Origin of the sequence: Bacillus sp. 7_6_55CFAA_CT2, from assembly GCF_000238655.1 — a bacterium.
Classification (GTDB): domain Bacteria; phylum Bacillota; class Bacilli; order Bacillales; family Bacillaceae_G; genus Bacillus_A; species Bacillus_A cereus.
The window spans coordinates 251,417-277,054 of record NZ_JH414711.1; the positions used below are offsets into that span (position 1 = coordinate 251,417).

Below are 25,638 nucleotides of genomic sequence, written 5' to 3' on the forward strand. Positions count from 1 at the left end.
AGTGAAAATCACAATAGCAGGAACAGGATATGTAGGCTTATCTAATGCAATATTACTTGCCCAACATAATGAAGTTATAGCACTTGATATTATTCAAGAAAAAGTAGATATGATTAATAACAGAAAATCTCCTATTATAGATAATGAAATTGAAGAATTTTTGGCGACAAAAGAACTAAATTTAGTGGCTACTACTGATAATTATAAAGCATTTAAGGATGCAGAATATGTTATTATTGCAACACCTACAAACTATGATCCAGATAAAAATTATTTTAATACAAGAACTGTTGAGGCTGTAATTGCTAATGTTTTATCTATTAATCCAGAAGCTATAATGATAGTGAAATCAACGGTTCCAGTAGGGTATGTAGAAAAAATAAAGGAGAAGTTTGAAACAAATAATATTATTTTTTCACCAGAGTTTTTAAGAGAAGGTAAAGCTTTACATGATAATTTATACCCATCACGTATAATTGTAGGTGAAGAGTCTGATAGGGCAAAAATATTCGCTGAACTATTAATTCAAGGTGCAGTGAAAAAAGATATATCAGTGTTATTTACAAATTCGACTGAGGCTGAAGCTATTAAATTATTTGCCAATACATACTTAGCTATGAGGGTAGCCTTTTTTAATGAACTAGATTCATATGCAGAAGTACGAGAACTGGATACCAAACAAATTATTGATGGAGTTGGATTGGATCCTAGGATTGGTAATCACTATAATAATCCATCCTTTGGATATGGAGGCTATTGTTTACCTAAAGATACGAAACAACTACTGGCAAATTATGCGGATGTTCCCAATAATATAATGACAGCAATTGTGGATGCAAATAGAACTAGAAAAGATCATATTGCAGAAATGATTATAAAGAGAAACCCTAAAGTTGTTGGCATTTATAGATTAACCATGAAAATGGATTCAGATAATTTTAGACAATCGGCTATTCAAGGAGTTATGAAGCGAATTAAAGCAAAAGGGATTGAAGTTGTTGTATATGAACCATCTCTTCATGAAGAAACATTTTATAATTCCAAAGTAATCAATAACTTTGAGGAATTTAAAAAAGTGAGTGATGTAGTTGTGGCCAACAGATTAACCAATGAACTATATGATATAGAAGATAAGGTTTATACAAGGGACTTGTTTAGTAGAGATTAAAAGATATATTGATTGCCAAAAATAGAATTGGAATATATAGAGGACTAAGGCCAAATTAAAAGCGAGGAAACACTTATATGTGTTAACTTGCTTTTAAATTTTTAAATGATATTTTGAAGGATTGAACTAAATTGTTTGTTAGAAGGGTGCAGACAATATGTATGGATGTTAAAAAATATATATGATGAATTGTTGTAGAGGTAGGAGAAGTTGACTAGTTAAAGAAAATAAGATACTTTAATTTAAGAATTATATTCCTAGAAAATCTATTAAGAATGATTGACGGAAGAAGGGTATATTAATGAAAAAGAAAATCCTATTTTGGATATTAGGAATCATAGGGGTATTAATTATAGGTGGAGGAGTTTACGCTTATAATATATATTCTTCTGTTTCAAAAACATTAGATGAAGTTCATAAGCCATTAAAACGTGATCAAGGGAATAAGCAAGAAGAAAAAATTAATAAATCTGAGCCTGTTTCAATCCTATTGCTAGGAGCCGATGAGCGTGGTGAGGATAAAGGACGCTCAGATTCTTTAATGGTCATCACGTTAAATCCTAAAAATAATTCAATGAAAACAGTAAGTATCCCTCGTGATACATATACAGAAATCGTTGGAAAAGGAAAAAGTGATAAAATCAACCATGCTTATGCATTTGGTGGCGTAGATATGTCTGTTGCAACAGTAGAAAAATTCTTAAATATTCCTATTAATTACTATATTGAAGTGAACATGGAAGGCTTTAAAGATATCGTCGACGCAGTTAGTGGTGTTGATGTGGATAATGATTTAGAATTCTCTCTTGGAGAACATCATTTTCAAAAGGGAAATATCCACTTAACAGGTGACCAAGCACTAGCATTCACACGCATGCGTAAAGAGGACCCACGTGGTGACTTCGGACGCCAAATGCGGCAACGCCAAGTGATGCAGGCCGTTATTAAGAAGGGCGCAAGTTTTTCTTCTTTATCAAGTTATGGTGATGTGTTAACAGCAATTCAAAAGAACGTGAAAACGAATTTAACGCAAGATCAAATGTTTGATATGCAGAAGAATTATAAAAACTGTCTGCAGAATAGTGAAGATATCCAAATCACAGGTGACGGACATAAAGCCGCTGATGGTATTTGGTACTACTATGTTCCAGATGCAGCAAAACAAGATTTAACGAATAAGTTAAGAGCGCATCTTGAAGTGACTAAGTAGTATGTAATAACCCAACTCCTTTGGAAGGAGTTGGGTTTATTTTTGCATGGATTTATATTAGTATTATATATTGTGAGATTAATAGATGAGGTGAATCGATGAATAAGAAAGCAGTACTTGTCCTTGTTATTTTTGTATTGTTTGTTGCTTCGGTTGTGAGTGGTAAACTGTACTGGAATAAGAAGATTGCGAATGCAACAGGACAAACGAGTGAAGTAGCGAAAACAAAGGCTGAAGTGAAAGACAGCGGAGCGAAGAAAGAAGAGAAAAAGGAAGAGAAGAAACAAGATACGAAGTCATCTTTTAATGAAGCATATGCGAAGAATTTGCCAGATGCAGTGAAAGAGAAGTTAAAGAAAGCTGCTGAGGATAAAAAGGCAGTAAATCTTGTTATTGTTGGTGATGAAGGTTCTTCATCTGAAAAAGGTGCTTGGGCAGCTAAGTTAACGTCTAATTTAGAAACTGCTTACGGTAAAGGTTTATGGAATGTGACTGTAAAGGAATATAAGGGTGAAAGCACAGAAGAGTTAATCGCGAATAAGCGTGATAAAGAGATTGCGAAAGAGAATCCAGATGTAATTTTATTTGAGCCACCATTTATTACTGATAACGGTAAAACTGGTAATGGGAACTCTGTTGCGAGTACACAGAAGTTTGTTCAAGCACTTTCTACTAGTGCAAAGGGTGCTACGATTATGATTCAACCATCAAATCCAGTGTATGGTGCGAAAAATTATCCGAAAGCGATTGAAGCTTTAAAACAATTTGCGATGCAAAATAATTATACATATATTGATCATTGGGGAGCATGGCCGGATGCATCGACAAAGGCTATTTTACCATACTTACAAGAAGAGTTTGGTTTCCCGAGTGCGAAAGGTCATGATGTTTGGGCGAAATATGTAACTGATTATTTCGTTGCTAAGTAAAAAAGAAGCTTAAAGAGGTAATCATTTCTGTTGTGATTGCCTCTTTTTTGTTAATAAGTTATAACAATGGAGGTATACTAATGGCAATACTTGTAACAGGTGGAGCAGGATATATTGCTAGTCATACATGTGTAGAATTACTAAATAGCGGTTACGAAGTTATAGTAGTGGATAATCTTTCGAATAGCTCGGTAGAATCTATAAATCGAGTAAAAGAAATAACAGGAAAACAATTTAAGTTTTATAAAGAAGATATTTTAAATCGCGAAGCGCTTGACGCAATTTTTGAAGAAAATTCAATTGAAGCAGTTATTCACTTTGCAGGATTTAAAGCTGTAGGGGAGTCAGTAGCGATTCCATTAACATATTATCATAACAACATTACAAGCACGTTAGTGCTATGTGAAGTAATGCAGAAACATAATGTAAAGAAGATAATCTTTAGTTCATCTGCAACTGTATATGGTATCCCGGAAACGTCACCGATTACGGAGGAGTTTCCATTAAGTGCAACAAATCCATATGGTCAAACGAAATTAATGATTGAGCAAATTATGCGTGATGTAGCATTTGCAGATGCAGAATGGAGTATTGCATTACTTCGCTATTTCAATCCATTTGGTGCACACGAAAGTGGGCGTATCGGAGAAGATCCAAATGGAATCCCAAATAACTTAATGCCATATGTAACGCAAGTAGCGGTAGGTAAGTTAAAAGAATTAAGCGTATTCGGAAATGACTATCCAACGAAAGATGGAACAGGAGTCCGTGATTACATCCATGTTGTGGACTTAGCAAATGGTCACGTAAAGGCGCTTGAGAAAGTACTGAGTACAACGGGAGTAGATGCTTATAACCTGGGCACAGGTATGGGCTATAGTGTACTAGAGATGGTTGAAGCGTTTGAAAAAGTTTCGGGCAAGAAAGTTCCTTATAAAATTACAGAGCGTCGCCCAGGTGATGTGGCAGTATGTTTTGCTGATGCATCGAAAGCAAAGCATGAATTAGGCTGGGAGGCAACACGCGGATTAGAAGAAATGTGTGCAGATTCTTGGAGATGGTAATCAAATAACAAAGATGGTTATGAAGAGTAGGAATGAAAGAGAGGGTATCGTCGACAAAATATGTTCGACAATACCCTCTCTTTTTTTATAAGATTTTTGCTATACTAAACTGTACTATAATACGTGGTGGAAGGAGGAGAATGATGAAAATACTTGTGGTTGATGATGAATCGAGTATTCGTAATTTGATTCGGATGCAGTTGGAGATGGAAGGTTATGAAGTATTGGCAGCGGCTGATGGGAGAGAAGCTTTGGAGCGATGGAATGAAGGGCCGGATGTATTGATTTTGGATGTTATGCTTCCGGATACGGATGGGTATGAGTTGCTTCGTTTGTTCCGTGAGAGGGATAGGGATATTCCGGTGCTTATGTTAACGGCAAAGAGTCAGATGAATGATAAGTTGCTTGGCTTGCAGCTTGGTGCTGATGATTATGTGACGAAGCCGTTTAATTATGCGGAGCTTATTCTTCGGGTTAAGAATATGGCGCGGCGTGTAAAGAAGACGGAGGCTGCTGTAAGTCATGAAGTAATTGAGGCTGGAGAAATCGTGATTTGTCCTAAGGAAAGAAAGGTACATGTGAGTGGACAAGAGATTCAGTTAACGTACCGAGAGTTTAATTTATGTCAGTTATTTGTTTCAAATCCGCAGCGTGTGTTTATGAGGGATGAGTTACTTGAGAAAGTATGGGGGTTTGAGTATATCGGAAATACGAGAGCAGTTGATATTATGGTGCAGAGACTTCGCAAGAAGCTTGGGACGAGCGGAGAATATATTAAGACAATTTATGGCGTTGGCTATAAACTGGATTGTTAAGTGGTGATGGTATGTCTTTAAAGCGAAATATGGTGTTCGGAATAGTTGGGCTGTTAATTCCGATTTTTGTTCTTTTATATGCAGTTGTTTATATTACGTTAGAAAAGAATATGTATCATAACGCAGCAGATTCTTTAGAAAAGTTAAGTGTAGAAGCACAAATTTATACGATGAATTATTTAGAGAAGGAAGCAGAAGTAGATACGCTTGGTCCGAATTCACTTTTAATTGCGTCGTATTTAGCGAAGCGTATGGATGTCCGTGTGCAGATGATTGGGAAGAATGGCGATGTTGTTGCAGATACACAAAAAGGGGCATTGCTTCACCGTAACATCGACATTGAGAGTTCTTTGAAGGGGAAGAAGTCTTACGTTTTTGAGGAGGCGGATCCAGCTCCTATTCTTTTGTTTTCAAGCCCGGTTTATTATGGAAACGATGTCATTGGAAGTATTCGTTTTATAAATGAGTTAACGGGTGAGAAGGAAGTTTTAACAAATGTGAGCTGGACTTTCTTAATGACGTCTCTTTGTTTAGTAGCTACCGGCATTTTCTTTGCGATTCGTTTGGCGAAATCTCTTCATAAACCGATTGATCAGTTGAGACAAATGGCACAGCGGCTCGCGAATGGTGATTATAAGAGTAAGATTGAGTTAAATGAGTACGTGGAAATCGCTCAGCTTTCAGCATCTTTTAATGCGATGGCCGATGGAATTGAGCTGCATATTAAGCAGTTGCAGGAGGAGAAAGAGAAGCAGAAAGATTTCCTAGACCGCATTACGCATGAGCTAAAAACACCGCTAACGGCAATTATCGGTTATGTTGATTTAATTCCGAAGTTACAATCAAAAGAAGATGTACAGGAAAGTCTTCGTTATGTGGCTGTGGAAAGTGAGCGTTTATTATCACTTGTAGAGGAACTGCTTAAGTCTTCGAAATATGGGACGAGTACGTTTGAAGTGTCTCCTACAGTTGTGAATATAAAGGAATTGGTAGAAGAAGCAGTTTCAATTGTGAAACCTCGTCTAAATCAATTTGAAATTGAAGTGATAAATGAGTTAACGGATGTACATGTTGTTGCGGATTTTGATAAGACGAAGCAAATTTTCTTAAATGTGCTTGATAATGCAATTAAGTATAGTGATGCTTCTCACATTCGTATGAATGTAATTGTAAATGAGCATGAGGCGAAGGTTTTTGTTCATGATGATGGGATCGGTATAGATGAAGTGGTGCTTGCAGAGTGGAATGAGTCTCCGAAAGGAAAGGCACTTCCTTCTAGTTATGGGAATGGTTATGGTTTGTATATTTGTCAGGAAATTATGAATAAGCAGGGCGGAAGCATGCGGATTGAGAGTAGTGAAGAAGTAGGTACTACAATATTCATTACATTTTTGCTTCCGAGAAGGATGGAAGACATAAAAAACTTGAAAGCGGTTAAATGATACATTTATGAAACAATTATGCGGTATTTTCGAAACAACGTTTTTTTATCTTGGAGGTAGGCAGAAATGAAAAGGCTATCATTTCAAATTCTTATGTTTGTCATTTGTATGATTGTTTCTCTTGTTTTGTTTTATGTTATGGAGAAGCAAATCTATAATCGAATTAACATTGTAAATGATAAACAAGCCGTTTTACAAAGGGTGAATGAATCTCTTCCAATTGAAGTGAAAGTAAGACATGAAAAGTGGGGGGAAATCGTTGTAACGGATGAAGTTCGTTTGCATACGATTGTTTCATTCTTTGACCGAATTCGAATAGAGCCAGGGGACGTTAAGAGCCAAGAACAAGTATTTACTGGAGAAGTAACGTACTTGAATGGACATAAGCGTACTTTTGCAGTAGGTGACTTGTTCCAGTATGGGGAAAATGTATACGGAAAGAATGGCATGGATCCGATGATTTCAGCACTTCAAACGTATTTATTAAGCCTGTATTACACGCCAGAGCGTATTAGTGATTTCTTTGCTTCAGCAAAGGATGTCGTAGTACGTCAAGGCGATGTGGTACGTACTATCAATCTTACACACATACTTGATTCTATTCGATACGCAAAGCAAATTACAGATTACGGAGAAATTCAGAAGTTATTACAATCGCAGAATGAACCGATTGCTTATATTACGGCTTATAAAACAGGTAAGCGTGTAAAGAATGATCGTGAAGATATTCTTACGATTTCTGTGTATCCATCGTACTTTGTTGTGCAATATCTCGGTGATAATAACGGGAATGTCATGTATATGAAAGGCTCTCTAGCAGAGTTATTCGTAAAGGAGAATGCGTCATGAGAAAGATAGCCTTTTTCTTCTTTTTGCTAGTAATTGGAGGAGCGATGTCTAGTTGCTCTCGAGATACAACCTCTATTAAATATAGTAAAAATGGTCTCCCTATTTTGGATGATCGTCATATTGTTGCGTATGTAGCGGCTCGTGAGGAAGTTGGTGAAGCGTTACTTTCATCATTTTGTAAACCACGTGGATGTACGTATGAATTTATTCGTCTTTCAACAGAAGAACTTCTTCGTAGAGTGGAAGAAGAAGCTGGAAATCCGAAGGCGGATATTATTATTGGCGGTACAGTAGATGCGCATCAAATGATGAAGCAAAAAAATCTTTCTATTCCTGTGATAAGCCAACATGCAAATCGTATTTCAAAAACTGTTAAAGATAAAGATGGTTATTGGTACGGTTATGAAGTGGAGAAGCTGGCAATTGCGATTAATAAAGAGCGGTGGAACGAGGAAATAGCGCCGCTCGGTCTCTCGTATCCGTTAAGATGGAAAGATTTATTGAATCCAGTATATAAAGGAAAGATTGTCATGCCCGATCCAAATGTTTCAGGTACAGCATATACGTTTTTCCAATCACTGATTGATACGTTAGGTGAAGAGGAAGCGAAGGGATATGTGAAGAATCTGGCAGAACAAGTTGGAGAAGTAACAGTGAATGGTTACATCCCAGCAGAACTTGTTGCGAGCGGTGAATATATGATAGGCATCAACTTTATGGGAGATCAGAGAATGCTTCAAAAACAAGGCTTTCCGATTTTAAGTAACGAACCTGAGCAAACGGGGTTATCTGTTAATGCGATTTCGAAACTAAAACGTGCACCGAGTGGTATTATTGCGGATTTATTTATTGATTATTGTTTATCAGAAGAAGCGGGGCATATTTTAGAAAAAGTGTCGTTTGGCGTACCAACGATGTTTGCGAAGAATGAGAAAGAAATAGAAGGACAGCCGGTTAGAAGGACGAACCAAAATATATCAAATAGCGGAATAATCGAGATATGGAATAGACAGCGTCTCTCTCTGAAGTGAGAAAAGGAGACGAAAATATATGTTTAAATGGCTCAAGCCAGCACCTGCAATTGAAAGATTGCCAGCGGATATGATCGATCGTGTATATCGATTACTACGTATTCGTGTGTTAATCGGGATTTCAGTTGGATATGCTGCTTATTATTTAGTTCGTAGTAACTTTACGTTATCAAGTACATATTTAGTACAAGAATATGGTTTTAGTACAGCTGAAATTGGTCTACTAGGCTCAGTAATGGCAATTGTTTATGGATTTAGTAAGTTCTTTATGGGTAATTTATCAGATAAAGCTTTCGCCCAGCGCTTTATCGCAGTCGGTTTATTCTTATCAGGGCTTGTAAATATTTGTTTCGGTTTTGCATCATCATTTGGGATGATTGTTACATTACTCGTTGTTAACGGTATTGTACAAGGTATGGGAGCACCACCTTGTAGTATTGTTATGACGAAATGGTTCTCGAAGAAAGAACGTGGTACGAAAACAGGCCTTTGGAATATTTCACATAACGTTGGTGGAATGCTTGTACCACCACTTGTCGGAATTGGTGTAGGTATTTTCGGTGAAAATCATTGGCAAGGCGGCGTGTTTATTTTCCCTGCGATTATCGCAATGGTAATTGCAGTTCTTGTTTGGATCAATGCGAAGGATACACCAGAATCTGAAGGTCTTCCTCCAATTGATGAGTATCGTAATGACTATGAAAATCTTGAAAAAGCAGATAATGCTAACAAGATGTCACCAAAAGAAATTTTAATGAAGTATGTAGTGAAAAATAAATTTGTATGGTTCTTATGTATTGCGAATGCTTTTGTTTATTTAATTCGTTTCGGTGTTATTAACTGGGTTCCACTTTATTTAACGACAGTTAAAGGATTTTCAAAAGCAGAAGCGCATGCGGCATATGCAATCTTTGAAGGTATGGCAATTCCAAGTTCATTAATCGTTGGCTTTTTAAGTGATAAATTATTTAAAGGAAAGCGTATGCCATTATGTATTATTAGTATGGTTGGAGTTGTTATTGGTACGTTTATATATTGGCAAGCAACTAGCGTACTTGTTGTAAGTATTGCAGTTTCTATTATCGGTTGTTTAATTTATGTACCACAGTTCTTAATCGGTTTAAGTGCGATGGAATTAGTACCGAAATTTGCAGTAGGTACGACAGTTGGTATGTGTGGTCTATTCGGTTATGTAGGCGGAAGTCTTGTAGCTAACGCAGCAATTGGTGTTATTGTTGATAGTTCTGGCTGGGATGGTTGTTTCATCTTACTATTAACAGGTGCGGTTTTATCAACAATCTTCTTATTTATTGTTCAACGTGGACATGAGAGAAAAGATCCTAAAGTAGCGTAATATTTTGTTTGAAAAAGCTATCCAATTATTATTTTGGATGGCTTTTTCTATATAATATAATCTTTCCTTAAATCTATCTTAAAAGATATAATGTCATATTTCTAATCATTGGAATTTTTGTTACAATATAAATGGATGTGTAAAACTTTGTAAAAACAATGTAATAATATGTAATCTATTTTCAGAAAGTTTTATACAATTTTTATATTAAACTATTAAGTTATAAAAAGGAGAGAGAATATGTTACCAAATACGGTTCGTACTCCAAACAAGAAGAAGAAATGGATTATTATTGGGGTTATTGCACTAATTGTTATTGTAGCGGCAATTAATATTTTTGTTATGCAAGGTAAAAAGAAGGGTGCATCAACAAATGCTGATGCTGTAAGTTTTGAGAAAGTGACAGAGCGTAAGCTGAATAATACGAAGTTAATTTCTGGTCAGGTGAAGCCTGGTAATATTGAAAGCTTCTATGCAGATCCGGCCAAAGGGAAAGTGAAAGATATTGAGGTAAAAGAAGGGCAAGAGGTAGAAAAAGGTACGAAGTTATTCTCTTATGATAATGAAGAGATTAATCTTCAAATGAAGCAAGCTGAGCTTGATCAGAAGATGGCAGATATGCGTTACGATCAAGGGAAAAAGAAGATTGATTCGTTGAAGAAAGAAATTAAGAAGGCGAAAGATAGCGGAGCTGGGAAAGAAGTAACAGATCCGATGGACGAGCAAGTAAACGAGTTAGAGATAGGGCAAAAAACAATTGACCTTGAGAAAGAAAAAGGAAAGTTGCAGAAAGAAGAGTTAAGTAAGAAGCAGAAAGAACTTACGATTTATAGCAATTTTGCTGGTGTTGTTCAAAAGTTAGATAAAGATGTGGCACAAAGTTCATCTCAAGCGTTAGGTGGTCAAGGAAAAGCATTTTTACAAGTAGCTTCTAAAGATCCATTCCAAGTTCAAGGTACGTTAACTGAGCTTCAGAAGTCACAAATTCAAAAGGATCAAACATTCACTGTAACTGCAAAAGCAAATAATAAGAAGAAGTGGACAGGTAAGATTACAGAGGTAAGTGAGTTCCCAACAAGTGCAGAGATGGCACAAGCTGGCGGCATGGGTGAAGCAACTCAAAATATGACTCAATATACATATAAAGCTAGCCTTGATAGTCAAGATGGTTTATCTCCAGGTTATCACGTTTCTCTGCAAGTAAACTTAGAGAATAAGAAGATGATTGCTGTCCCAAGTAAGAGCATTGTAGCAAAAGGCGATGATGCATTTGTTTATGTTGAGGATAAAGGTAAGCTTCGTAAACAAAATGTGAAAAAAGGTTCTACTGATGGGGACTGGACAGAGGTTGTAGAAGGCGTAACAGTGGGGCAAAAGGTGGTTAAAAATCCTTCCGACGATGTGTATGACGGAATGGAAGTGAAAGAGAAATGATTACGTTAAATAATATTGCTAAAACGTATTATCAAGGAAAGTTGGCAGTGCCGATTTTGCACGGTATTAGTTTAACGATTCAGAGCGGTGAGTTCGTTTCAATTATGGGACCGTCTGGCTCTGGTAAGTCGACGCTTATGAATATTATCGGTTGTTTAGATCGTCCAACAGAAGGCGAATATATGCTGAATGACGTGAATATCTTAACAGCAGACGAGTCAAAGCTTGCTTTAATTCGTAATGAATATATTGGCTTTGTATTCCAGCATTTTAATTTACTGCCTCGTCTTTCAGCAGTGGAAAATGTTGAGCTTCCGCTCGTATACGGTGGCGTGAAGAAAGCAGAGCGTCGCAAGCGTGCTTTGGAGGCGCTAGGTAAAGTTGGATTGGCAGATCGCGTGCATCATTTACCAAATGAGTTATCAGGTGGACAGAAGCAGCGTGTAGCGATTGCAAGAGCGATTGCAAATAATCCAACGTTTATTATGGCCGATGAACCGACTGGTGCACTTGATACGAAGTCTGGTGAGCAAGTTATGAATATTTTCACGAAGCTTAATGCAGAAGGTACGACGATTGTTATGGTTACGCATGAAGAGGAAGTGGCAGCGTATTCTGCCCGCCGCATTGTACTGCGAGACGGGAAAGTTACAGAAGATAGAAGGTGTGCGGTATGAGTTTACTAGATAGTATAAAAATTGCCTTATCTTCTATTTTAGCTCATAAACTGCGTTCAGCTCTTACGATGCTCGGTATTATTATCGGGGTAGGTTCGATTATTACTGTCGTTGCAATTGGGCAAGGCGGGGAAGCGATGTTGAAATCGAAATTCGCAGGTTCTGGTGGTAATAACCTTATGCCAATTCAATTTAAAGCAGATATTAATGATGAATTTGCTATAGGTGGATTTGAAATACCGAAGTTAACGGAAGAGGATATTTTGGAAGTAAAACAAGTGAAAGATGTTTCACACGTTATTACAACAAATTCGACAACAGAGACACTTGATGTAAATGATAAAAAAGCAAGGCTGAATGTTATTGGACTTGATAATGAATATTTTGCGGTTAATAAAGTAAAGGTTGTAAAGGGCCGCTCCTTAAATGAATCAGATATTTCTCACGCGAATAACGTTGTGATGATTAGCACAAAAACAGAGGAAACGTTATTTAAGGACGTAAACCCAGTTGGACAAATTATTGAGATGAAGGGACAGCCAATGCAAATTATTGGTGTGTATACATCAGATAATGAATTTATGGGATTTGAAATGGAAGAAGCGTTAATTCCTCTTACGTTATGGCCTGTTTTATATGGGACAGATGATATTCAAAATATCGCAATTCAAGCTAAAAATGTAGACAATTTAGAAGCAGCAGGGAAACGAGCTGTTGATGTGTTAAATAGTCGTAAGCCAAGTGAAATCCCAGGTAAATATGAACTGGTGAATTTAAAAGAACTCCAAGAAAATGTTTCTAAAGTAACTAGCATCATGACGATGATTATCGGTGGTATCGCTGGTATTTCATTAGTCGTTGGTGGTATTGGTGTTATGAATATCATGCTTGTATCTGTAACGGAGCGTACACGTGAAATTGGGATACGTAAAGCGCTTGGAGCAACGCGTAGTAAAATTTTATTACAGTTTTTAATTGAAGCCGTTATGTTAACACTTCTAGGTGGTTTAATCGGAATTGGTCTTGGGTATGGCGGAGCATATATCGTTTCTACATTCGCAAAATGGCCACCACTCGTTTCATGGGAAGTTGTCGTTGGAGGCGTACTGTTCTCGATGACACTCGGTATTATTTTTGGATTAATTCCAGCAAACAAAGCTGCGAAATTAGATCCAATTGAAGCATTGCGTTATGAGTAATTAATAGTGTAGTAGAACTACACATTACCGTTCTAGTGGGCGGTTCGTAGCCTCTATATGAGGAAGTGAACCGCCCGTTAGAACGGGTTATATAAATAGAAGGAGGCGTTATAATGGAAGCAAATATTAATACGCAAGATGTAGGTGCGAAGAAGCCATCATTATTAGGAATGATTACTTCTCCAGGTGAGCAATTTGAGAGAATGAAGACGAAAAGTCCGGTTTGGGGGGCATTTGTCTTATTTGTTATATTAGGAACGATTATAGCAACAGCAGTGTCTTACTTAACATTAATTAGTACTCCAGAATTGGCAAAAGAATTAAATGGTGAAGCAGGGGCAATGGTAAAAGGATTTACCCTTGGTGGAGGCGCACTTGTTGGTCTATTAGGAACACCTATAGGTCTCTTTATTGCGGCAGGTTTTTATAAAATTATTATGATGTTTATGAGCAATGATACACCATACATGAAAATATTATCGATTTACTTATATGCTAATCTTGTTTATTATATCGGCGGATTGTTAAATGCAGGATTAGGCTTTATTTTTGATGGAAATGGCACTGATGTTTATACAAGTTTAGCTCCTTTATTTGAACAAGGGACAGTAGCACATGGAATTGCCTCTTCAATTGAAATTTTTAATATTTGGAGCCTCATTCTAACAGGACTAGGCTTACACATTGTAGCTGGTTTAAGTAAGAAACAAGCTACGATTTTAATTGTAATCTTCTTTATCCTAACAATTGCATTCGGCGTTGTAAGAGGTTTAGTAAGCGGCTTTGGTGCATAACATATTATTTTAAAAAGGTGACTCTTTAAAGGAGTCACCTTTTTTATTTTTACCCCTATTTCAAATACCACTAACAAAATTTCAAATACTACCTATTGTAATTTCAAATTCCGTCGGTAGTATTTGAAATTACTCACGGTGAAATCTTTTGTTTATTTTTATATTGTGAAGGTACCGCGGAATACTAGAAAGGTATACCTTTTAGAAACGGGTACTGTGTGAAGCCAGCCACTTTTAAAGAGGCAGTTGTTTTGTATGAAGGGATGATTGTAAATCAAATAAAGAAATTAGGTATTCGTCAAGATTATGAAGAGTATTATCAATGTGGTTTAATTGGTCTTTGGCATGCGTATGAAAGATTTGATGCAAAGAAGGGGTATTTCCCTGCATATGCACTTGTAACGGTGCGTGGTTATATATTAGAAAGATTGAGGAAAGAATCTACTTTGCAAGAAAGATGTGTATGTGTAGGTGAGTATGAGGAAATCTTTCATTTTGAAGATGTTGAAATAAGAGTGAAGGATTTTATGAGTGTGTTAGACGAGAAGGAGAAGTATATTATTTTTGAACGTTTTTTTGTAGGGAAGACGATGGGAGAAATCGCTTTAGAGACGGAAATGACATATTATCAAGTAAGATGGATGTATCGGCAAGCACTCGAGAAAATGCGCGATAGTGTAAAAGGATAAAAATAGCAAATAGAATGGAAGGTGAGGAAATACTACCTTCCATTCTATTTGTTATTAAGGTGATGAATCTTGCATGTTCATTTGGGATAATACATATCCAGCTTTCCATAATTGCTGACTTAGCTTATGGGAACTAATTTGTATCGTTACGGTAGCTCCGTTTGAAAAATGAATTTTAGCTCGTTTAGCTTTTTTGAAAAACTCTATTGTATGAACATGTTTGAAGAAAAGCCAAATACAATTTGGAGAAGCAGGAGATTCTGTTGGGAAAGCACAAATATATTCTCTATGATTGATCGGAATTGGAACGTTTTGTTTGAATTTAAATTTTGTTTTTACAGCATTACGTCTCCCTTGATAAGTAGAATGAATATTTGTTAGACAAGATTTCTGTATAAGTTGGAGAGCAGTTTGACAGGAGTAAAGATGGTTTCCGCTACTGTCGATAATTTTTGTACGGTAATAAGGGTGTTTACATGGTTCAAGCATCATTGTAGAACTAGAAATAAAAATGTTGTTTTCATTATCCATAATTCTATAGCCTCCCTTATAATTTTCATTCCGAATATAATTATATATAAATTAAGTAAATTTACTGTTAATATTCTATTTCATATTGTAAATTTTGGCTATTCGTTTACAATCAATAGGTGATAGTCTTTCTAATTTGCATCGCTTGTACATATATATGAAAATAGAAAAGAGTAGGCGGTGATATAGTATGAAAAAAAAGTATATTATTATGGCTTTAGTTGTCGTTCTCCTAGTATATTTAGCAAACAGTAATCCGAGTAAGGGAGAATATACAGAATGGGCAGCGAAGCAGTTTATGAAGCGTAATGATGTGAGTAAGAAGCTAGATGAAGTTCAAAAAGAGAATGAAGAGGGTCTTCTTGGCGACTTGGCATCGGCCGGTAAAAAGTTAGCCAAAAAGTATGTTGAGCCACAAGTTGGGTTATTAATTGATCATTATACGAAGCGAAATGATTATATATTCTTCTCAACATATACGACTGAGTTTGATATAGGGGAAGAACATTATAAGTATGTATGCGTCGGTTTTTCAAAGATTTTTATCCCGATTGAAATGCCGAAGAAAAAAGACGAATCTGCAAAATAATGCAGATTCGTCTTTTTCATTTTATAGAGTAATGGGAACTTCAGATACATTTTTTTCTACAAGGCGAGCTCCCTTTTTTCTTGTATTTTCATCAATGGATGAAAATACAGATGAGGCAAGGATTGTATCCATTACTTGATTTACGACTTGTGCATCGATTGGTGTGATGGGCGTATCGATAGAAAAAACGACTGTTTTTCCATCTTCCTTCGCGAAAATCAACTCTAGTACTTGCATGTGTTATTCCCTCCTTTGTATTTATCCCGCTATTTACGGGATTTGGGTCTGCCGGTTAAATTGCGGGCTAATAATCAGCGGGGATGAATAAAATCCCCACTGATCCGAGTTTTACTTTATAGTTTAGAAAGATCTGATGTGCTTACAAGTTGTACAGCGTGAAGTGGTGATGCTTGTAAGGAAGCGAGAGCATGAGCTACATTGTGTACTTGATCTAAGCTCGCATTTGTTTTAATACGTTTAAATTGTTTGCTCTTGAAAACTGTTTTGCCGTTCTTATCTAATCCGTTGTTTAAGACAAGACGTAAAGTTAAATCCATTACGATTGTTTCAATTGCCATGTGTATCACCTCCTTTCACTTTATAAATAGGATGCAAATGTCATGTTTTGGCGTGAAATTTTTTCTTTTTTTGGTACCCTTAAAAGATTAAGAGAGGAGAATTCTGGATAATGAATCGTAAATGGTTATTTTGGATTCCTGTATTACTATGGATGGGGCTGATTTTCTATTCTTCGGCACAACCATATAAAAAGCAGGATATGCGTTCAGATATTGAACAATATGTAAATGTTGAATTTGTGAAAGAGCATTTTTCATGGGTATCTATCGATTATGGTGGAGGAACCCCTGTTAGTATTGCGAATAAAGGTGTAGGCGGATTTATTGAGTTTTTCCTTCGTAAAGGTGCTCATTTTATGGTGTTCTTTATGCTAGGTTCATTGATTTATTACGCTTTTCATCGATCAGGTTATTCGAGGAAAAGATGTTTTATATATGCCCTTCTTTTCGTTGCGGGTTATGCAACATTTGATGAAATTCACCAATGGTATACGGGAGACCGTACACCAATGTGGCAAGATTCATTGCTTGATACGTGCGGCGGGTTAACGGGGATTATAATAAGTAATTGGTTTTGGAATAGAAAAAAGCGCTAATCTCATTTCGAGATTAGCGCTTTTTTTGCGGGTAGTAAAACTCTACGTGATTGGCCTAATTAAAGTTTCACTTTATCCCGCATTAACGGGCAGTAAGATCCCCACCTCAAAATTCAGTGAAAGTAAAAAAGTTAGGTGGGGGGCGGGTTGCCTGTAAAAGCCAGATTGGTGAGGGCTGATAATCAGTTGGAGATGAACAAAACCCCCACTGATTCAAGTTTCACTTTATACACCGAGTAATTCTTTTAGTTCGTCTGTTGATAGTTCAGTCATCCAACTATCGCTTGTGATGACTGCATTGTTTAGAGATTGTTTTCTTTCTAGCATTTCATCAATTTTTTCTTCTAATGTTCCTGTTGTAATGAGTTTGTGAACATGAACAAATCGTTTTTGACCAATGCGATATGCGCGGTCTGTTGCTTGATTTTCCACAGCTGGATTCCACCAACGATCGTAGTGAATGACATGGTTGGCAGCGGTTAAGTTTAATCCTGTTCCGCCAGCTTTTAAGGATAAGATGAAAATGTCATACGTTCCGTTTTGGAACTCCTCAATCATCTTGTCGCGATCTTTTTTCGGTACACTACCGTTTAAGAAGAGGACACGCTGGCCGAATTTTTCTTCTAGCACACGTTTTAGCATGTTCCCCATGCCGATGTATTGAGTGAAGATGAGGCAACTTTCATTTTGATCTTTTATATTTTCGATGAGCTCCATTAACGTTTTTGTTTTCATAGAGCGTTCAACGACATTTTGTGGCTCTTCTTCTTTTAAATAAAGAGCTGGATGATTACAAATTTGTTTTAGCTTGTTCAGCATAAGTAATATAAAGCCGCGTCTTTCAATTCCACTTAATCCTTCGACATTTTGCAGTGTATCTTGAACAAGTTGTTCATATAAGGAAGCTTGTTCACCAGTAAGAGGACAGTAAGCTTTTTGTTCTTGTTTATCTGGTAAATTTAATGCGACTGTTTGATCTTTCTTCGTTCGGCGCAGTAAAAATGGTGAGATAAACCGTTGAACTTGCTGGATTTTTCCTTCATCACGATCCTTTTCAATTGGTGTGACGAAGCGGCGTTGGAATTGCCCTAAGCTTCCTAGATATCCATGATTAATAAAGTCGAAAATGGACCAAAGTTCAGCGAGGCGATTTTCCATCGGTGTACCAGTTAAAGCGATTTTGTGATTTGCTTGCAAGTTTCGTACTGCTTTCGACTGTTTCGTATGTGGGTTCTTAATATTTTGTGCTTCATCCAAAATAACAGCATCCCAGCATAATGAAGTTAGTTCTTCCTCATCGAGTTGAGCCAATGCATAAGATGTTAATACAACATCTGCTGATTGAAGGAAATCTTCAAAAGAATTGCCCTTATCTCTATTACTTCCATAATGTAATTGAACACGTAAATTCGGTGCAAAACGCTCAAATTCTTTTTGCCAATTTCCAAGAACAGATGTCGGCGCTACGATTAATGCAGGGCCTGTTTTGAGATTGTTTTCTTTTATATATAGTAAGTAAGAGATTGTTTGAATACTTTTCCCGAGTCCCATATCGTCAGCTAACAATGCTCCAAATCCAAGTTTTCGTAAATATAATAACCATTCAATGCCGTGTTGTTGATACGGACGAAGTGTTGCGTTTAGTGAAGTAGGGACATCTACTTTTGGAATATCTCCAATATGAAGCAACTTTTGGAATAGTTCCTCATAATATCCATCTAGTTCGATTTCAATATCAGTAAACGGACTATCATCTTCTACAATTTCTGTTTCAGCCGTATTTGATAAATGTTGCTGCAGGACATCTTTCATCTCTAGTCCGTATTTATCGGCACGGTTCATGAGTTTTCTTACTTCTTCGATAAAGGCTGGATCTAGTCGCATCCATTGACCATTTATATTAAATAGACGTTTATTTTGTTCAACGAGTTCGAAAAATTCGCTTTCTGATAAATCAATGCCGTTCGTCGAAATGCGCCAATCAAAATTAACGAGCGTATTCATACCGAAGAACGATTGTGTTTGTGCTGTATTTTGCTTCAGCTGGACACGTAATTTCGGTTTTGTTGCTTTTAAATTTTGCCACCATGATGGTAGTAAAATTGTAATGCCGGCTGCAAGTAATTCATTGCTTGCTTCTGTTAAGAAGTTCCAAGCTTCTGTTTCAAAGAGTTCATTTCGGAACGTATCTCCTTCTTTTAACCACGGTATGAGCTTACTAAAACCTTCTTGTGTTTCTGTAATCCGTTCTTCGTAATCGTGCCATCTTTTCGGTAAGGAATCGATGTTTTCATATACATATATGCGATGCGCCCCGCGCTTTGGTGTCACAATTGTTTCAAGCTTCCACATTTCAAATTCTTCTTGTGGTTCTTGTAATCTTAGTCCGATTGTAAACGGAAGATCATCTTCAATATAACCAATTTTTCGAAGCCAATCTTCTTCATGTAGTGCTGTTTCCAGTTGTCTTTTCGTAAAGTCATAATGTTCATATAGTCTTTTAGCATCTTCCCAGCCGTCATTTGAGCGGTTGTCTTGTAATATGCTTTCATTTACTGCTGCTGAGAAAAGCGATGCTAATGTGTCATCTTCAATTGGTGTATTTTGAACTTTCCAAGATGGTTGTTTAGGCCAATGATTCATATCTGGTACGAAACTACCACTCGTAAAGGCATCCCATAGTTCATTTGCATCTTTCGTAAGTGCTGTAATCGTGCCGTTTATTTGAATATGTGCAAAGGAATTCATCGGTTTGTTTGCAATGTATTCAAAGGCTTGTGCATTTGTTAGCAGCACACCTTGTTTTCCTTCGAAGGTTGCTTCTTTTAGAAACGTACCGTAGAAAGAAGTGGAGTGCCATGTGAATGCATTTCGTTTCCAACTTGTTACGGATAATGGAGTACCGCTGTCATCTTCTCCCCAAAGGAACCAACCTTGACTAACATGCTGGAGCCTAATTGTTACTTCAGTTTGATTGATCATCGATTAATTTTCCTTTCCGTAATTCCTCTTGTAGTGCACGCAGACGTGAATGGAGATTGGCGATGTGAATAATGAAAGCATCCCATTCATCGGTGCGTTTTAATCGTTTATATAATGTCCGTAATTTTTTTAAGTAACGAACTGCACGTTTATATGATTTACGATTTCGTTCTTCAATCGCCTCTACAGCAGCAAGATGGTAAAGAGGAAGTGCCACTTCTGGCGCTTCTTTTTCAATATCTTTCAGTGGCTCTTTCAACAGTTCAATTGCCTCAAATCCATATAAGAGATGAAGCTCTGCCCATGTGCGATACTGTTTTTTCGCGAGTACGTACTGTTCGTAGTTTGTGAAACTATACGGTAATAGTTCTTGTAAAATCATTTCAAAACCAGCGTGTTCATTTGTATGTGTTGCGTATGTTTCATACATGATTACAAATAGCCGAACGATATCTTTTATGAAAATCGTATTTTCGTGATCTTGGATCGTTTTCTTTACTTGTTTATACGTAAAGGAAAGCCAGTTTTTTGCACGATCCCATTGCATGGCACTTAATAGTTCTTCTAACCAATAGAAGTATAGACTCACAACAGAAGCAGGTTGTTTCTTTAGTAAGTCCATCGCTAGTAAATCTTCATCATTTAAAAAGAGAAGATGAGAAGACGCTAATGCTTTGGATAGTGGATTGATTTTCGTATCGATTCGTTTTTCTTCCTCTTGTATGTTCTCTTTATTGTTTAAAAGTTCACTCCATATGTGACGATAAATGAAAAATCGCTCTTGCGTATAAGCATCAGTAGAGAAGAATACTTCATGAACGAGACGAGCTGTTTCTTGCAAAATTATTTCAGACTCTGAAGGAATCGCTTCTGATTGTAAGTCCCGAACGATGGATTCCACTTTGTCTACAAATAGGCGAATGACATTAACAGGTTGGTGATAAGAATACGTTTTGTTTGCTTCGAATGCCTGAATTTCTTCTAATAATTTTTGAAAGCAGTAAATTGCTGCATGTAACCTGAATAATTCATGTATGGCGATGACGCGCGGAGCTTTCCGCTCAAGCTTCGTATAGAAATCTGTAAAGATACTCATAAGAAAATACATTTGTTTATAAGTAAGGCGAGCTTGTTCTTTTTTAAATGATTCATATTCTTTTTCAAAATATGATTCCCAACTTTTATAATCCGTTTCTTCAAAAGCTGATGATTGCAATACTTGTCTTGCAGTTCTAATAGGAGGAAGGGAAGGTCTCGTATTATTTTTAAATAAAGTTAATACATCTCCTACTTGCCCGAAACTAGACGCTGCAGATAGTAATACAGCGAGCATATGCTCACATTGTGTTGGTGCGAAGCAATCACAATAACTTTCAGCGACATTACGAATCGGAATATGAACGCTATATACGTTGCCTTCCGCATCTACAGTTCCTGACAGTGTATAACCATCAAAGTCAACGTTGTAGACAACACCACTACGATATAGGTGCCGAGCTGTAGCGACATGTTCCTGATCAGCTGTTTGCTGTGGATCTAGTCCTTGAACGAACTCATTCGCAATCATCATAATTTCATCTTTCGTAATTGAGTGTTGCAGCATAATATTCCTCCGTACACATATTTCTTTCCTTTACCATTATAAACAAAAAATGCTCAAAACAGAAAAAATGAAATTTGGATTACATAACTTGAAAATCATGGTAATATATAAAATGTTAATTTCATATATGAATATATACGTATAGGAGGAGAGATAATTTGTCAGATTTACAGACGAAGTTAGGTAGTGGAATGAATAAGTTACAAGAAGGAATAGAACAAGGGAAAATGAAGTTGCAAGTTGCACAAGAAATTGCTCAATTGAAAAAGGGAATGCAAGTGCAAATGCAGAAAAAAGCAGAGGTTCTATTAGAGGTTGGGCAGCAAGTGTATGTTCAATTAAGAGGAAGTGGAGTAAATGAAGCGAGCTTAAAAGAAATGATTGCTCCAGTTCAAGAATTTGATGTAGCTATTTATCAAGCAAGAAAGCGCATTGTTGAATTGCAAAAACAACAAGGTGAAAAAGCTACATGTGAATGTGGTGGACCTTTATCAATAAATGATAAGTTTTGTGGTTCGTGTGGAAAACCTAACCCGATGTTAGCAGTAGAAAATGAAGGCGAAACGGTAAATTGTATTTCATGTAATGAGCATATCGATAAAAACTCTACTTACTGTCCAGTTTGTGGAATTAAGCAAAGTGGGGAGTGAATTAAATGTATTGTCGCACATGTGGAAAACAACATGGTGAAGAAGTAAATTATTGCCCAAATGAAGGTAGTATGGAGACTGCAGGAGCTATAGATGCAGTAACATTAGAAAAAGATACTGCAAAATACTGCAAAGGTTGTGGCAGTGAAAATGCTCAAAAAAATTTATATTGTCAAAAGTGCGGGTATTCTTTATCTGTTGTGAAGAAAAAAGAACAATCTGTAAAATTGCCTGCAATGGATGGTGCTCCTAAAGTTGAATTTAAAGCAGATAAAGCCGTTTTACAAAAAGGTTTTATTGGTGGGGCTGTTGCAAGTATTCTCATGTTAATTGCTGGTTGGATTGGTAGTTTATTATTTGCTTCTATGTTAAGTGAGATGTTTAGCAAATTTGCGAAAGAATTAGAAATGTTGCCAAGTTTTTATTCGAGTGCAACTTCTACGATGTTAAGTTACCATTTACTTGGTTTTACAGCTAACGATGATAGTGGGTTGATATTTTCTTTATCTTGGCATACTCCATTTACATTATTATTAATCATTCCATTTATTATTTTCGCTGGTACAGGAATTTGGTTAGGGAAACAGCATGTTGCGAAAACGATTAAAGATCAAATCTTTATGGCAGCAACAGTTGGTATTATTTATGGCGTCTTTTTATTCATTATAAGTTTTATAGCATCACAATCTTTTGCAATTCCATTCTCAGAAGCAGGTAAGATTACGGTTGGCTATTCAGCGATTAAGAGTTTATTGAGTGGTTTTGTATGTGGGACATTATTTACCTTATTAGGATTTATTGCTCATACAAGCAAAAACAATATGGCAGTAGCATTTCAAGAGTTAATGCCATATGGAGCGTCTGTGTATTACGGTGTTTCAGCTATGATAAAAGGACTATTAGTAACAGCGGTAGCGGTTTGTATTATGGCGTTAGTAAGTAAGGAAGATGGTATTGAACCATTAAAAGAAATAACAACTTTAAAATCTGAAAGTACATTATTAGCATTAGAGTTAACACCTCAATTATGGAGTATGGCTCATTTTGCGCCGTTAGAAGTATCAAGTCCAGCACTTAGTAAAGAATTTACTAGAATTGGTAAGAAATCAAATACATATGAGAGCACACTATCGTTTTCATTTATATCAGGCGTCTCTGTAAATGGCGTAGAGCTTAGAGAGATATTGATTTCAAAAGGAGCAAATGAGGAAAGCCTTGCAGAATTTGATAAAGTGAATAACGTATTCCATTATGGTTTATTACTGCTTATTATTCCATTGTTCTTTATGTTTAGAGCGGGAAGAAAGTTAGCTAAATTACCGACTGCCAATATATATATTACATTAGCGGTATGTAGTGGTTCTTACACAATTATGATGATTGTAATGAATATGATTTCTAAGTTCCAAATTAATGTTTCAGGAACGGTAACAGGTTTATTTGGAACAAGTGGAACGGTATTATCTATGCAAAATTCATTTATATATTTAACTTTGTTTAGCTTGATTGTGACATATGTAGCGGCATTTGCTGGAATGAAATTAGCTAAAAAATAGGAGGAGAGCACGTTGAAGTTTTGTGGAACATGTAAAAAGAACGTTGCAGACCATTTGAACTTTTGTCCGGAGTGTGGGAGTAAAGTAGAAGTAATCGTTGATAACACTGCTGCTTCATATACAGAATTACAAAGCGAGACAAAACCAGTGAAAAGTAAGAAAAATTTATTTTTGATCATTGGTTTTGTTGTTATTGCTGCATTATTATTTGGGGCATATAAATTTGGAGCATATAAGTTTTCAAAAGAAAAGCAAGTAAATGTAATGATTGAAGCATTCCAAAAGAAAGATATTAATGCAATTGATGAGTTTGTAAAAGCGAATGATTCAAGCTTAAAGATTAAGACAGAGGATATTAAAGCGTACATGCGTTATTTAAAAGAGAATCCTTCTTACAACAAACAATTACTGTCTTATTTACAGAAAGAGACAGTAGATCAAAAGTTAACAAAAGATAAACCTGCATTTAAAGACGGGGAAATAGTAGAAGAGGGAAAAGAGTGGTTCTTATATCCAAAGTATAAGTTTAGCATGAAATCTTATTATATGAGCATTAGTACAACTGCAAAAAATGCAGAGATATATGTGAATGACAAAAAAGAAACAGAGCTTTCTAGTGATAAAACTTCGAAAGAGTTGGGGCCATACTTCCCAGGTACATATGTTGTAAAGGCAACGGCGAAGACAGAACTGACTGAATTAGAAACAGAGAAAGAAGTAGATCTAGCGGATGAACAGAGCGAGAAGGTGAAAGTGGATTTATCGCTTGAAGGCAAGTATGTAAGCATTTCTTCTGATGAAAGTGATGCAACTGTATTTGTGAATGGGAAAAAACGTGGAAAATTAAATTATGGAAGTTATAAGCTTGGTCCTGTATCCACAGATGAAACAGTAGAAGTACATTTAGAGAAAACTACTGATTTTGGTGTGATGAAATCTGAAAGTGTTAAAATTGGAGACCAAAGCACGTATTATTTAAAATTCCCGAAAGAAACATCAAGTTCAGCAGTGGGTGAATTTGTAAGAAATCATATTTATGATAACGTACGTGCAATTTCATTAAATGATTTTAGTTTAATTGAAAAGAATTATGATAAGAGTGGGAAATCGTATAAGGAAGACCGTGATTATATACAGTATTTACACAAAAAAGGAATTACAGAAGACTTATTAACAATGGAAGTTCGTAATGTAGAGCGTCAAAGTGATACGAAATATAAAGTAACGACATATGAAGAGTATCATATTCGTTACGGTGATGGATCTGTGAAGTTCAAAAGTTTTAATAACGAACATATTGTAACTGTGAATGGAAATGGAAAGATGCTGTATCATTCTCTTGGTGCAAATAATACGTTGAAATCAGAAGATGTATCTGGTCCAACTCGTTAATATGAGAGAAGCTGTTCAATATTTGAACAGCTTCTTTTTTTGTAGCTAAATCGATATTTCGTTTTGAACCGTTGATATATCGTAAGTTATGATAGATATAATTGAAAAATCGTTGATATATTTTTTTACAATTATGAGTGCGTTTCCTTTAGTATCGCTTGTACATATGGATCATGTAATATCTGCTCTATAATTGGTAACATGTTTTGTTCAAATGGAATGTCGATAGGAAATGGCTTTTGAGAGCCTGGTTTTATTCCATATTGCACAATTTTGTAATGTGTATTGTTTTCAGACTTGAGCACAATTAACTTATAGCGGTTATCATCGCCAGCGAGTGAGAAATCAATAGACGTAGCGTTATATGTTACTTCATCTTTATATATGTACGGTTTTGGCGTACCAATCCAGTCTACTTTTGCTTGTACATTCATGGGCATAGCCTCCTTATATGTATTATAAATAAATAAAAGCCAGCTCTCAATAAAGAGAACCGGCTTGTAATT

At 36.2% G+C, this 25,638-nt stretch carries 25 protein-coding genes; 19 read left to right on the forward strand and 6 right to left on the reverse strand.

The window, feature by feature from the left end; genetic code table 11:
* Window position 1 precedes the first annotated feature (1 nt).
* From HMPREF1014_RS21865 to HMPREF1014_RS21930, 14 genes are all read left to right on the forward strand, one after another.
* Window positions 2-1,168: a nucleotide sugar dehydrogenase gene (locus HMPREF1014_RS21865; protein WP_000704746.1), complete on the forward strand. Its 1,167-nt coding sequence runs from the start codon at window positions 2-4 to the stop codon at window positions 1,166-1,168.
* A 301-nt stretch (window positions 1,169-1,469) separates the two neighbouring features.
* Window positions 1,470-2,378 carry a polyisoprenyl-teichoic acid--peptidoglycan teichoic acid transferase TagU gene (tagU, locus tag HMPREF1014_RS21870; RefSeq protein WP_000727061.1) on the forward strand — a complete coding sequence of 303 codons (909 nt, stop codon included), beginning with the start codon at window positions 1,470-1,472 and terminating at the stop codon, window positions 2,376-2,378.
* Window positions 2,379-2,476: 98 nt separating this feature from the next.
* The gene (locus tag HMPREF1014_RS21875) at window positions 2,477-3,307 is read left to right on the forward strand and encodes an SGNH/GDSL hydrolase family protein (RefSeq protein WP_001034179.1); all 831 of its coding nucleotides are present in this window, start codon (window positions 2,477-2,479) and stop codon (window positions 3,305-3,307) included.
* A gap of 80 nt (window positions 3,308-3,387) precedes the next feature.
* Window positions 3,388-4,371, forward strand: a complete 984-nt coding sequence (gene galE / locus HMPREF1014_RS21880; protein ID WP_000996518.1) for a UDP-glucose 4-epimerase GalE — start codon at window positions 3,388-3,390, stop codon at window positions 4,369-4,371.
* Between the two features lie 143 nt (window positions 4,372-4,514).
* Complete coding sequence (locus HMPREF1014_RS21885; RefSeq protein ID WP_000699553.1) at window positions 4,515-5,186, forward strand: response regulator transcription factor; 672 nt, start codon at window positions 4,515-4,517, stop codon at window positions 5,184-5,186.
* Between the two features lie 11 nt (window positions 5,187-5,197).
* A complete protein-coding gene (locus tag HMPREF1014_RS21890) occupies window positions 5,198-6,628 on the forward strand; it encodes a HAMP domain-containing sensor histidine kinase (RefSeq protein ID WP_000054028.1) in 1,431 nt (476 codons plus the stop codon).
* 66 nt (window positions 6,629-6,694) lie between these two features.
* Window positions 6,695-7,477 carry a DUF3919 family protein gene (locus HMPREF1014_RS21895; protein ID WP_000826624.1) on the forward strand — a complete coding sequence of 261 codons (783 nt, stop codon included), beginning with the start codon at window positions 6,695-6,697 and terminating at the stop codon, window positions 7,475-7,477.
* On the forward strand, window positions 7,474-8,508 hold the full coding sequence (locus HMPREF1014_RS21900; RefSeq protein WP_001225645.1) for an ABC transporter substrate-binding protein: 1,035 nt from the start codon (window positions 7,474-7,476) through the stop codon (window positions 8,506-8,508). The genes HMPREF1014_RS21895 and HMPREF1014_RS21900 overlap by 4 nt, the downstream gene beginning before the upstream one ends.
* A gap of 19 nt (window positions 8,509-8,527) precedes the next feature.
* The gene (locus HMPREF1014_RS21905; protein WP_000477602.1) at window positions 8,528-9,862 is read left to right on the forward strand and encodes an MFS transporter; all 1,335 of its coding nucleotides are present in this window, start codon (window positions 8,528-8,530) and stop codon (window positions 9,860-9,862) included.
* A gap of 240 nt (window positions 9,863-10,102) precedes the next feature.
* Window positions 10,103-11,296, forward strand: coding sequence for an efflux RND transporter periplasmic adaptor subunit (locus tag HMPREF1014_RS21910; RefSeq protein ID WP_000937324.1), 1,194 nt, complete (start codon window positions 10,103-10,105; stop codon window positions 11,294-11,296).
* Window positions 11,293-11,973, forward strand: coding sequence for an ABC transporter ATP-binding protein (locus HMPREF1014_RS21915; RefSeq protein ID WP_000631625.1), 681 nt, complete (start codon window positions 11,293-11,295; stop codon window positions 11,971-11,973). Before HMPREF1014_RS21910 ends, HMPREF1014_RS21915 begins: the two co-directional genes overlap by 4 nt.
* Entirely contained in the window at window positions 11,970-13,172 is a 1,203-nt protein-coding gene (locus HMPREF1014_RS21920) for an ABC transporter permease (RefSeq protein ID WP_000054354.1), read from the forward strand. Before HMPREF1014_RS21915 ends, HMPREF1014_RS21920 begins: the two co-directional genes overlap by 4 nt.
* Window positions 13,173-13,285: 113 nt before the next feature.
* Window positions 13,286-13,966 (forward strand): YknW family membrane protein, encoded by a 681-nt coding sequence (yknW, locus tag HMPREF1014_RS21925; protein ID WP_000387923.1) that lies wholly within the window; start codon window positions 13,286-13,288, stop codon window positions 13,964-13,966.
* Between the two features lie 218 nt (window positions 13,967-14,184).
* Window positions 14,185-14,655, forward strand: coding sequence for a sigma-70 family RNA polymerase sigma factor (locus HMPREF1014_RS21930; protein WP_043308743.1), 471 nt, complete (start codon window positions 14,185-14,187; stop codon window positions 14,653-14,655).
* A gap of 54 nt (window positions 14,656-14,709) precedes the next feature.
* Here the strand turns inward: HMPREF1014_RS21930 and HMPREF1014_RS21935 are convergent, their stop codons facing one another.
* Window positions 14,710-15,186 (reverse strand): competence protein ComK, encoded by a 477-nt coding sequence (locus tag HMPREF1014_RS21935; RefSeq protein ID WP_000368313.1) that lies wholly within the window; start codon window positions 15,184-15,186, stop codon window positions 14,710-14,712.
* Window positions 15,187-15,376: 190 nt separating this feature from the next.
* Between HMPREF1014_RS21935 and HMPREF1014_RS21940 the strand changes: the two genes are divergently transcribed.
* Window positions 15,377-15,775, forward strand: coding sequence for a DUF4359 domain-containing protein (locus tag HMPREF1014_RS21940; RefSeq protein ID WP_000731405.1), 399 nt, complete (start codon window positions 15,377-15,379; stop codon window positions 15,773-15,775).
* A 21-nt stretch (window positions 15,776-15,796) separates the two neighbouring features.
* Here the strand turns inward: HMPREF1014_RS21940 and HMPREF1014_RS21945 are convergent, their stop codons facing one another.
* Window positions 15,797-16,012, reverse strand: a complete 216-nt coding sequence (locus HMPREF1014_RS21945; RefSeq protein ID WP_001197593.1) for a DUF2922 domain-containing protein — start codon at window positions 16,010-16,012, stop codon at window positions 15,797-15,799.
* Between the two features lie 116 nt (window positions 16,013-16,128).
* Window positions 16,129-16,353: a DUF1659 domain-containing protein gene (locus HMPREF1014_RS21950; protein ID WP_000963858.1), complete on the reverse strand. Its 225-nt coding sequence runs from the start codon at window positions 16,351-16,353 to the stop codon at window positions 16,129-16,131.
* A 110-nt stretch (window positions 16,354-16,463) separates the two neighbouring features.
* On the opposite strand from HMPREF1014_RS21950, the gene HMPREF1014_RS21955 reads away from it, so the two are divergent.
* Window positions 16,464-16,949: a VanZ family protein gene (locus tag HMPREF1014_RS21955; protein ID WP_001080709.1), complete on the forward strand. Its 486-nt coding sequence runs from the start codon at window positions 16,464-16,466 to the stop codon at window positions 16,947-16,949.
* Window positions 16,950-17,174: 225 nt separating this feature from the next.
* Here HMPREF1014_RS21955 and HMPREF1014_RS21960 read toward each other — a convergent pair whose 3' ends face one another.
* Together HMPREF1014_RS21960 and HMPREF1014_RS21965 are read right to left on the reverse strand one after the other, a co-directional pair.
* Window positions 17,175-19,931 carry a DEAD/DEAH box helicase gene (locus tag HMPREF1014_RS21960; protein WP_000610111.1) on the reverse strand — a complete coding sequence of 919 codons (2,757 nt, stop codon included), beginning with the start codon at window positions 19,929-19,931 and terminating at the stop codon, window positions 17,175-17,177.
* The gene (locus HMPREF1014_RS21965) at window positions 19,915-21,534 is read right to left on the reverse strand and encodes an SWIM zinc finger family protein (RefSeq protein ID WP_000939151.1); all 1,620 of its coding nucleotides are present in this window, start codon (window positions 21,532-21,534) and stop codon (window positions 19,915-19,917) included. The genes HMPREF1014_RS21960 and HMPREF1014_RS21965 overlap by 17 nt, the downstream gene beginning before the upstream one ends.
* A 158-nt stretch (window positions 21,535-21,692) precedes the next feature.
* On the opposite strand from HMPREF1014_RS21965, the gene HMPREF1014_RS21970 reads away from it, so the two are divergent.
* From HMPREF1014_RS21970 to HMPREF1014_RS21980, 3 genes are read left to right on the forward strand one after another with little or no spacing between them, the layout of a single operon-like run.
* Entirely contained in the window at window positions 21,693-22,184 is a 492-nt protein-coding gene (locus HMPREF1014_RS21970; protein WP_001281753.1) for a zinc ribbon domain-containing protein, read from the forward strand.
* 5 nt (window positions 22,185-22,189) lie between these two features.
* Window positions 22,190-23,740 carry a zinc ribbon domain-containing protein gene (locus tag HMPREF1014_RS21975; protein ID WP_000271661.1) on the forward strand — a complete coding sequence of 517 codons (1,551 nt, stop codon included), beginning with the start codon at window positions 22,190-22,192 and terminating at the stop codon, window positions 23,738-23,740.
* A gap of 12 nt (window positions 23,741-23,752) precedes the next feature.
* The gene (locus tag HMPREF1014_RS21980; protein WP_000666890.1) at window positions 23,753-25,132 is read left to right on the forward strand and encodes a zinc ribbon domain-containing protein; all 1,380 of its coding nucleotides are present in this window, start codon (window positions 23,753-23,755) and stop codon (window positions 25,130-25,132) included.
* Window positions 25,133-25,263: 131 nt separating this feature from the next.
* On the opposite strand, the gene HMPREF1014_RS21985 is transcribed toward HMPREF1014_RS21980, so the two are convergent.
* Complete coding sequence (locus HMPREF1014_RS21985) at window positions 25,264-25,566, reverse strand: DUF3910 family protein (protein WP_001102539.1); 303 nt, start codon at window positions 25,564-25,566, stop codon at window positions 25,264-25,266.
* Window positions 25,567-25,638: the final 72 nt, after the last annotated feature.

Coding starts and splice junctions, on each gene's coding strand:
- tagU (WP_000727061.1), top strand. CDS start 1,470: ATGAAAAAGAAAATCCTATTTTGGATATTAGGAATCATAGGGGTATTA.
- HMPREF1014_RS21875 (WP_001034179.1), top strand. CDS start 2,477: ATGAATAAGAAAGCAGTACTTGTCCTTGTTATTTTTGTATTGTTTGTT.
- galE (WP_000996518.1), top strand. CDS start 3,388: ATGGCAATACTTGTAACAGGTGGAGCAGGATATATTGCTAGTCATACA.
- HMPREF1014_RS21885 (WP_000699553.1), top strand. CDS start 4,515: ATGAAAATACTTGTGGTTGATGATGAATCGAGTATTCGTAATTTGATT.
- HMPREF1014_RS21890 (WP_000054028.1), top strand. CDS start 5,198: ATGTCTTTAAAGCGAAATATGGTGTTCGGAATAGTTGGGCTGTTAATT.
- HMPREF1014_RS21895 (WP_000826624.1), top strand. CDS start 6,695: ATGAAAAGGCTATCATTTCAAATTCTTATGTTTGTCATTTGTATGATT.
- HMPREF1014_RS21900 (WP_001225645.1), top strand. CDS start 7,474: ATGAGAAAGATAGCCTTTTTCTTCTTTTTGCTAGTAATTGGAGGAGCG.
- HMPREF1014_RS21905 (WP_000477602.1), top strand. CDS start 8,528: ATGTTTAAATGGCTCAAGCCAGCACCTGCAATTGAAAGATTGCCAGCG.
- HMPREF1014_RS21910 (WP_000937324.1), top strand. CDS start 10,103: ATGTTACCAAATACGGTTCGTACTCCAAACAAGAAGAAGAAATGGATT.
- HMPREF1014_RS21915 (WP_000631625.1), top strand. CDS start 11,293: ATGATTACGTTAAATAATATTGCTAAAACGTATTATCAAGGAAAGTTG.
- HMPREF1014_RS21920 (WP_000054354.1), top strand. CDS start 11,970: ATGAGTTTACTAGATAGTATAAAAATTGCCTTATCTTCTATTTTAGCT.
- yknW (WP_000387923.1), top strand. CDS start 13,286: ATGGAAGCAAATATTAATACGCAAGATGTAGGTGCGAAGAAGCCATCA.
- HMPREF1014_RS21935 (WP_000368313.1), bottom strand. CDS start 15,186: ATGGATAATGAAAACAACATTTTTATTTCTAGTTCTACAATGATGCTT.
- HMPREF1014_RS21940 (WP_000731405.1), top strand. CDS start 15,377: ATGAAAAAAAAGTATATTATTATGGCTTTAGTTGTCGTTCTCCTAGTA.
- HMPREF1014_RS21945 (WP_001197593.1), bottom strand. CDS start 16,012: ATGCAAGTACTAGAGTTGATTTTCGCGAAGGAAGATGGAAAAACAGTC.
- HMPREF1014_RS21950 (WP_000963858.1), bottom strand. CDS start 16,353: ATGGCAATTGAAACAATCGTAATGGATTTAACTTTACGTCTTGTCTTA.
- HMPREF1014_RS21955 (WP_001080709.1), top strand. CDS start 16,464: ATGAATCGTAAATGGTTATTTTGGATTCCTGTATTACTATGGATGGGG.
- HMPREF1014_RS21960 (WP_000610111.1), bottom strand. CDS start 19,931: ATGATCAATCAAACTGAAGTAACAATTAGGCTCCAGCATGTTAGTCAA.
- HMPREF1014_RS21965 (WP_000939151.1), bottom strand. CDS start 21,534: ATGCTGCAACACTCAATTACGAAAGATGAAATTATGATGATTGCGAAT.
- HMPREF1014_RS21975 (WP_000271661.1), top strand. CDS start 22,190: ATGTATTGTCGCACATGTGGAAAACAACATGGTGAAGAAGTAAATTAT.
- HMPREF1014_RS21985 (WP_001102539.1), bottom strand. CDS start 25,566: ATGAATGTACAAGCAAAAGTAGACTGGATTGGTACGCCAAAACCGTAC.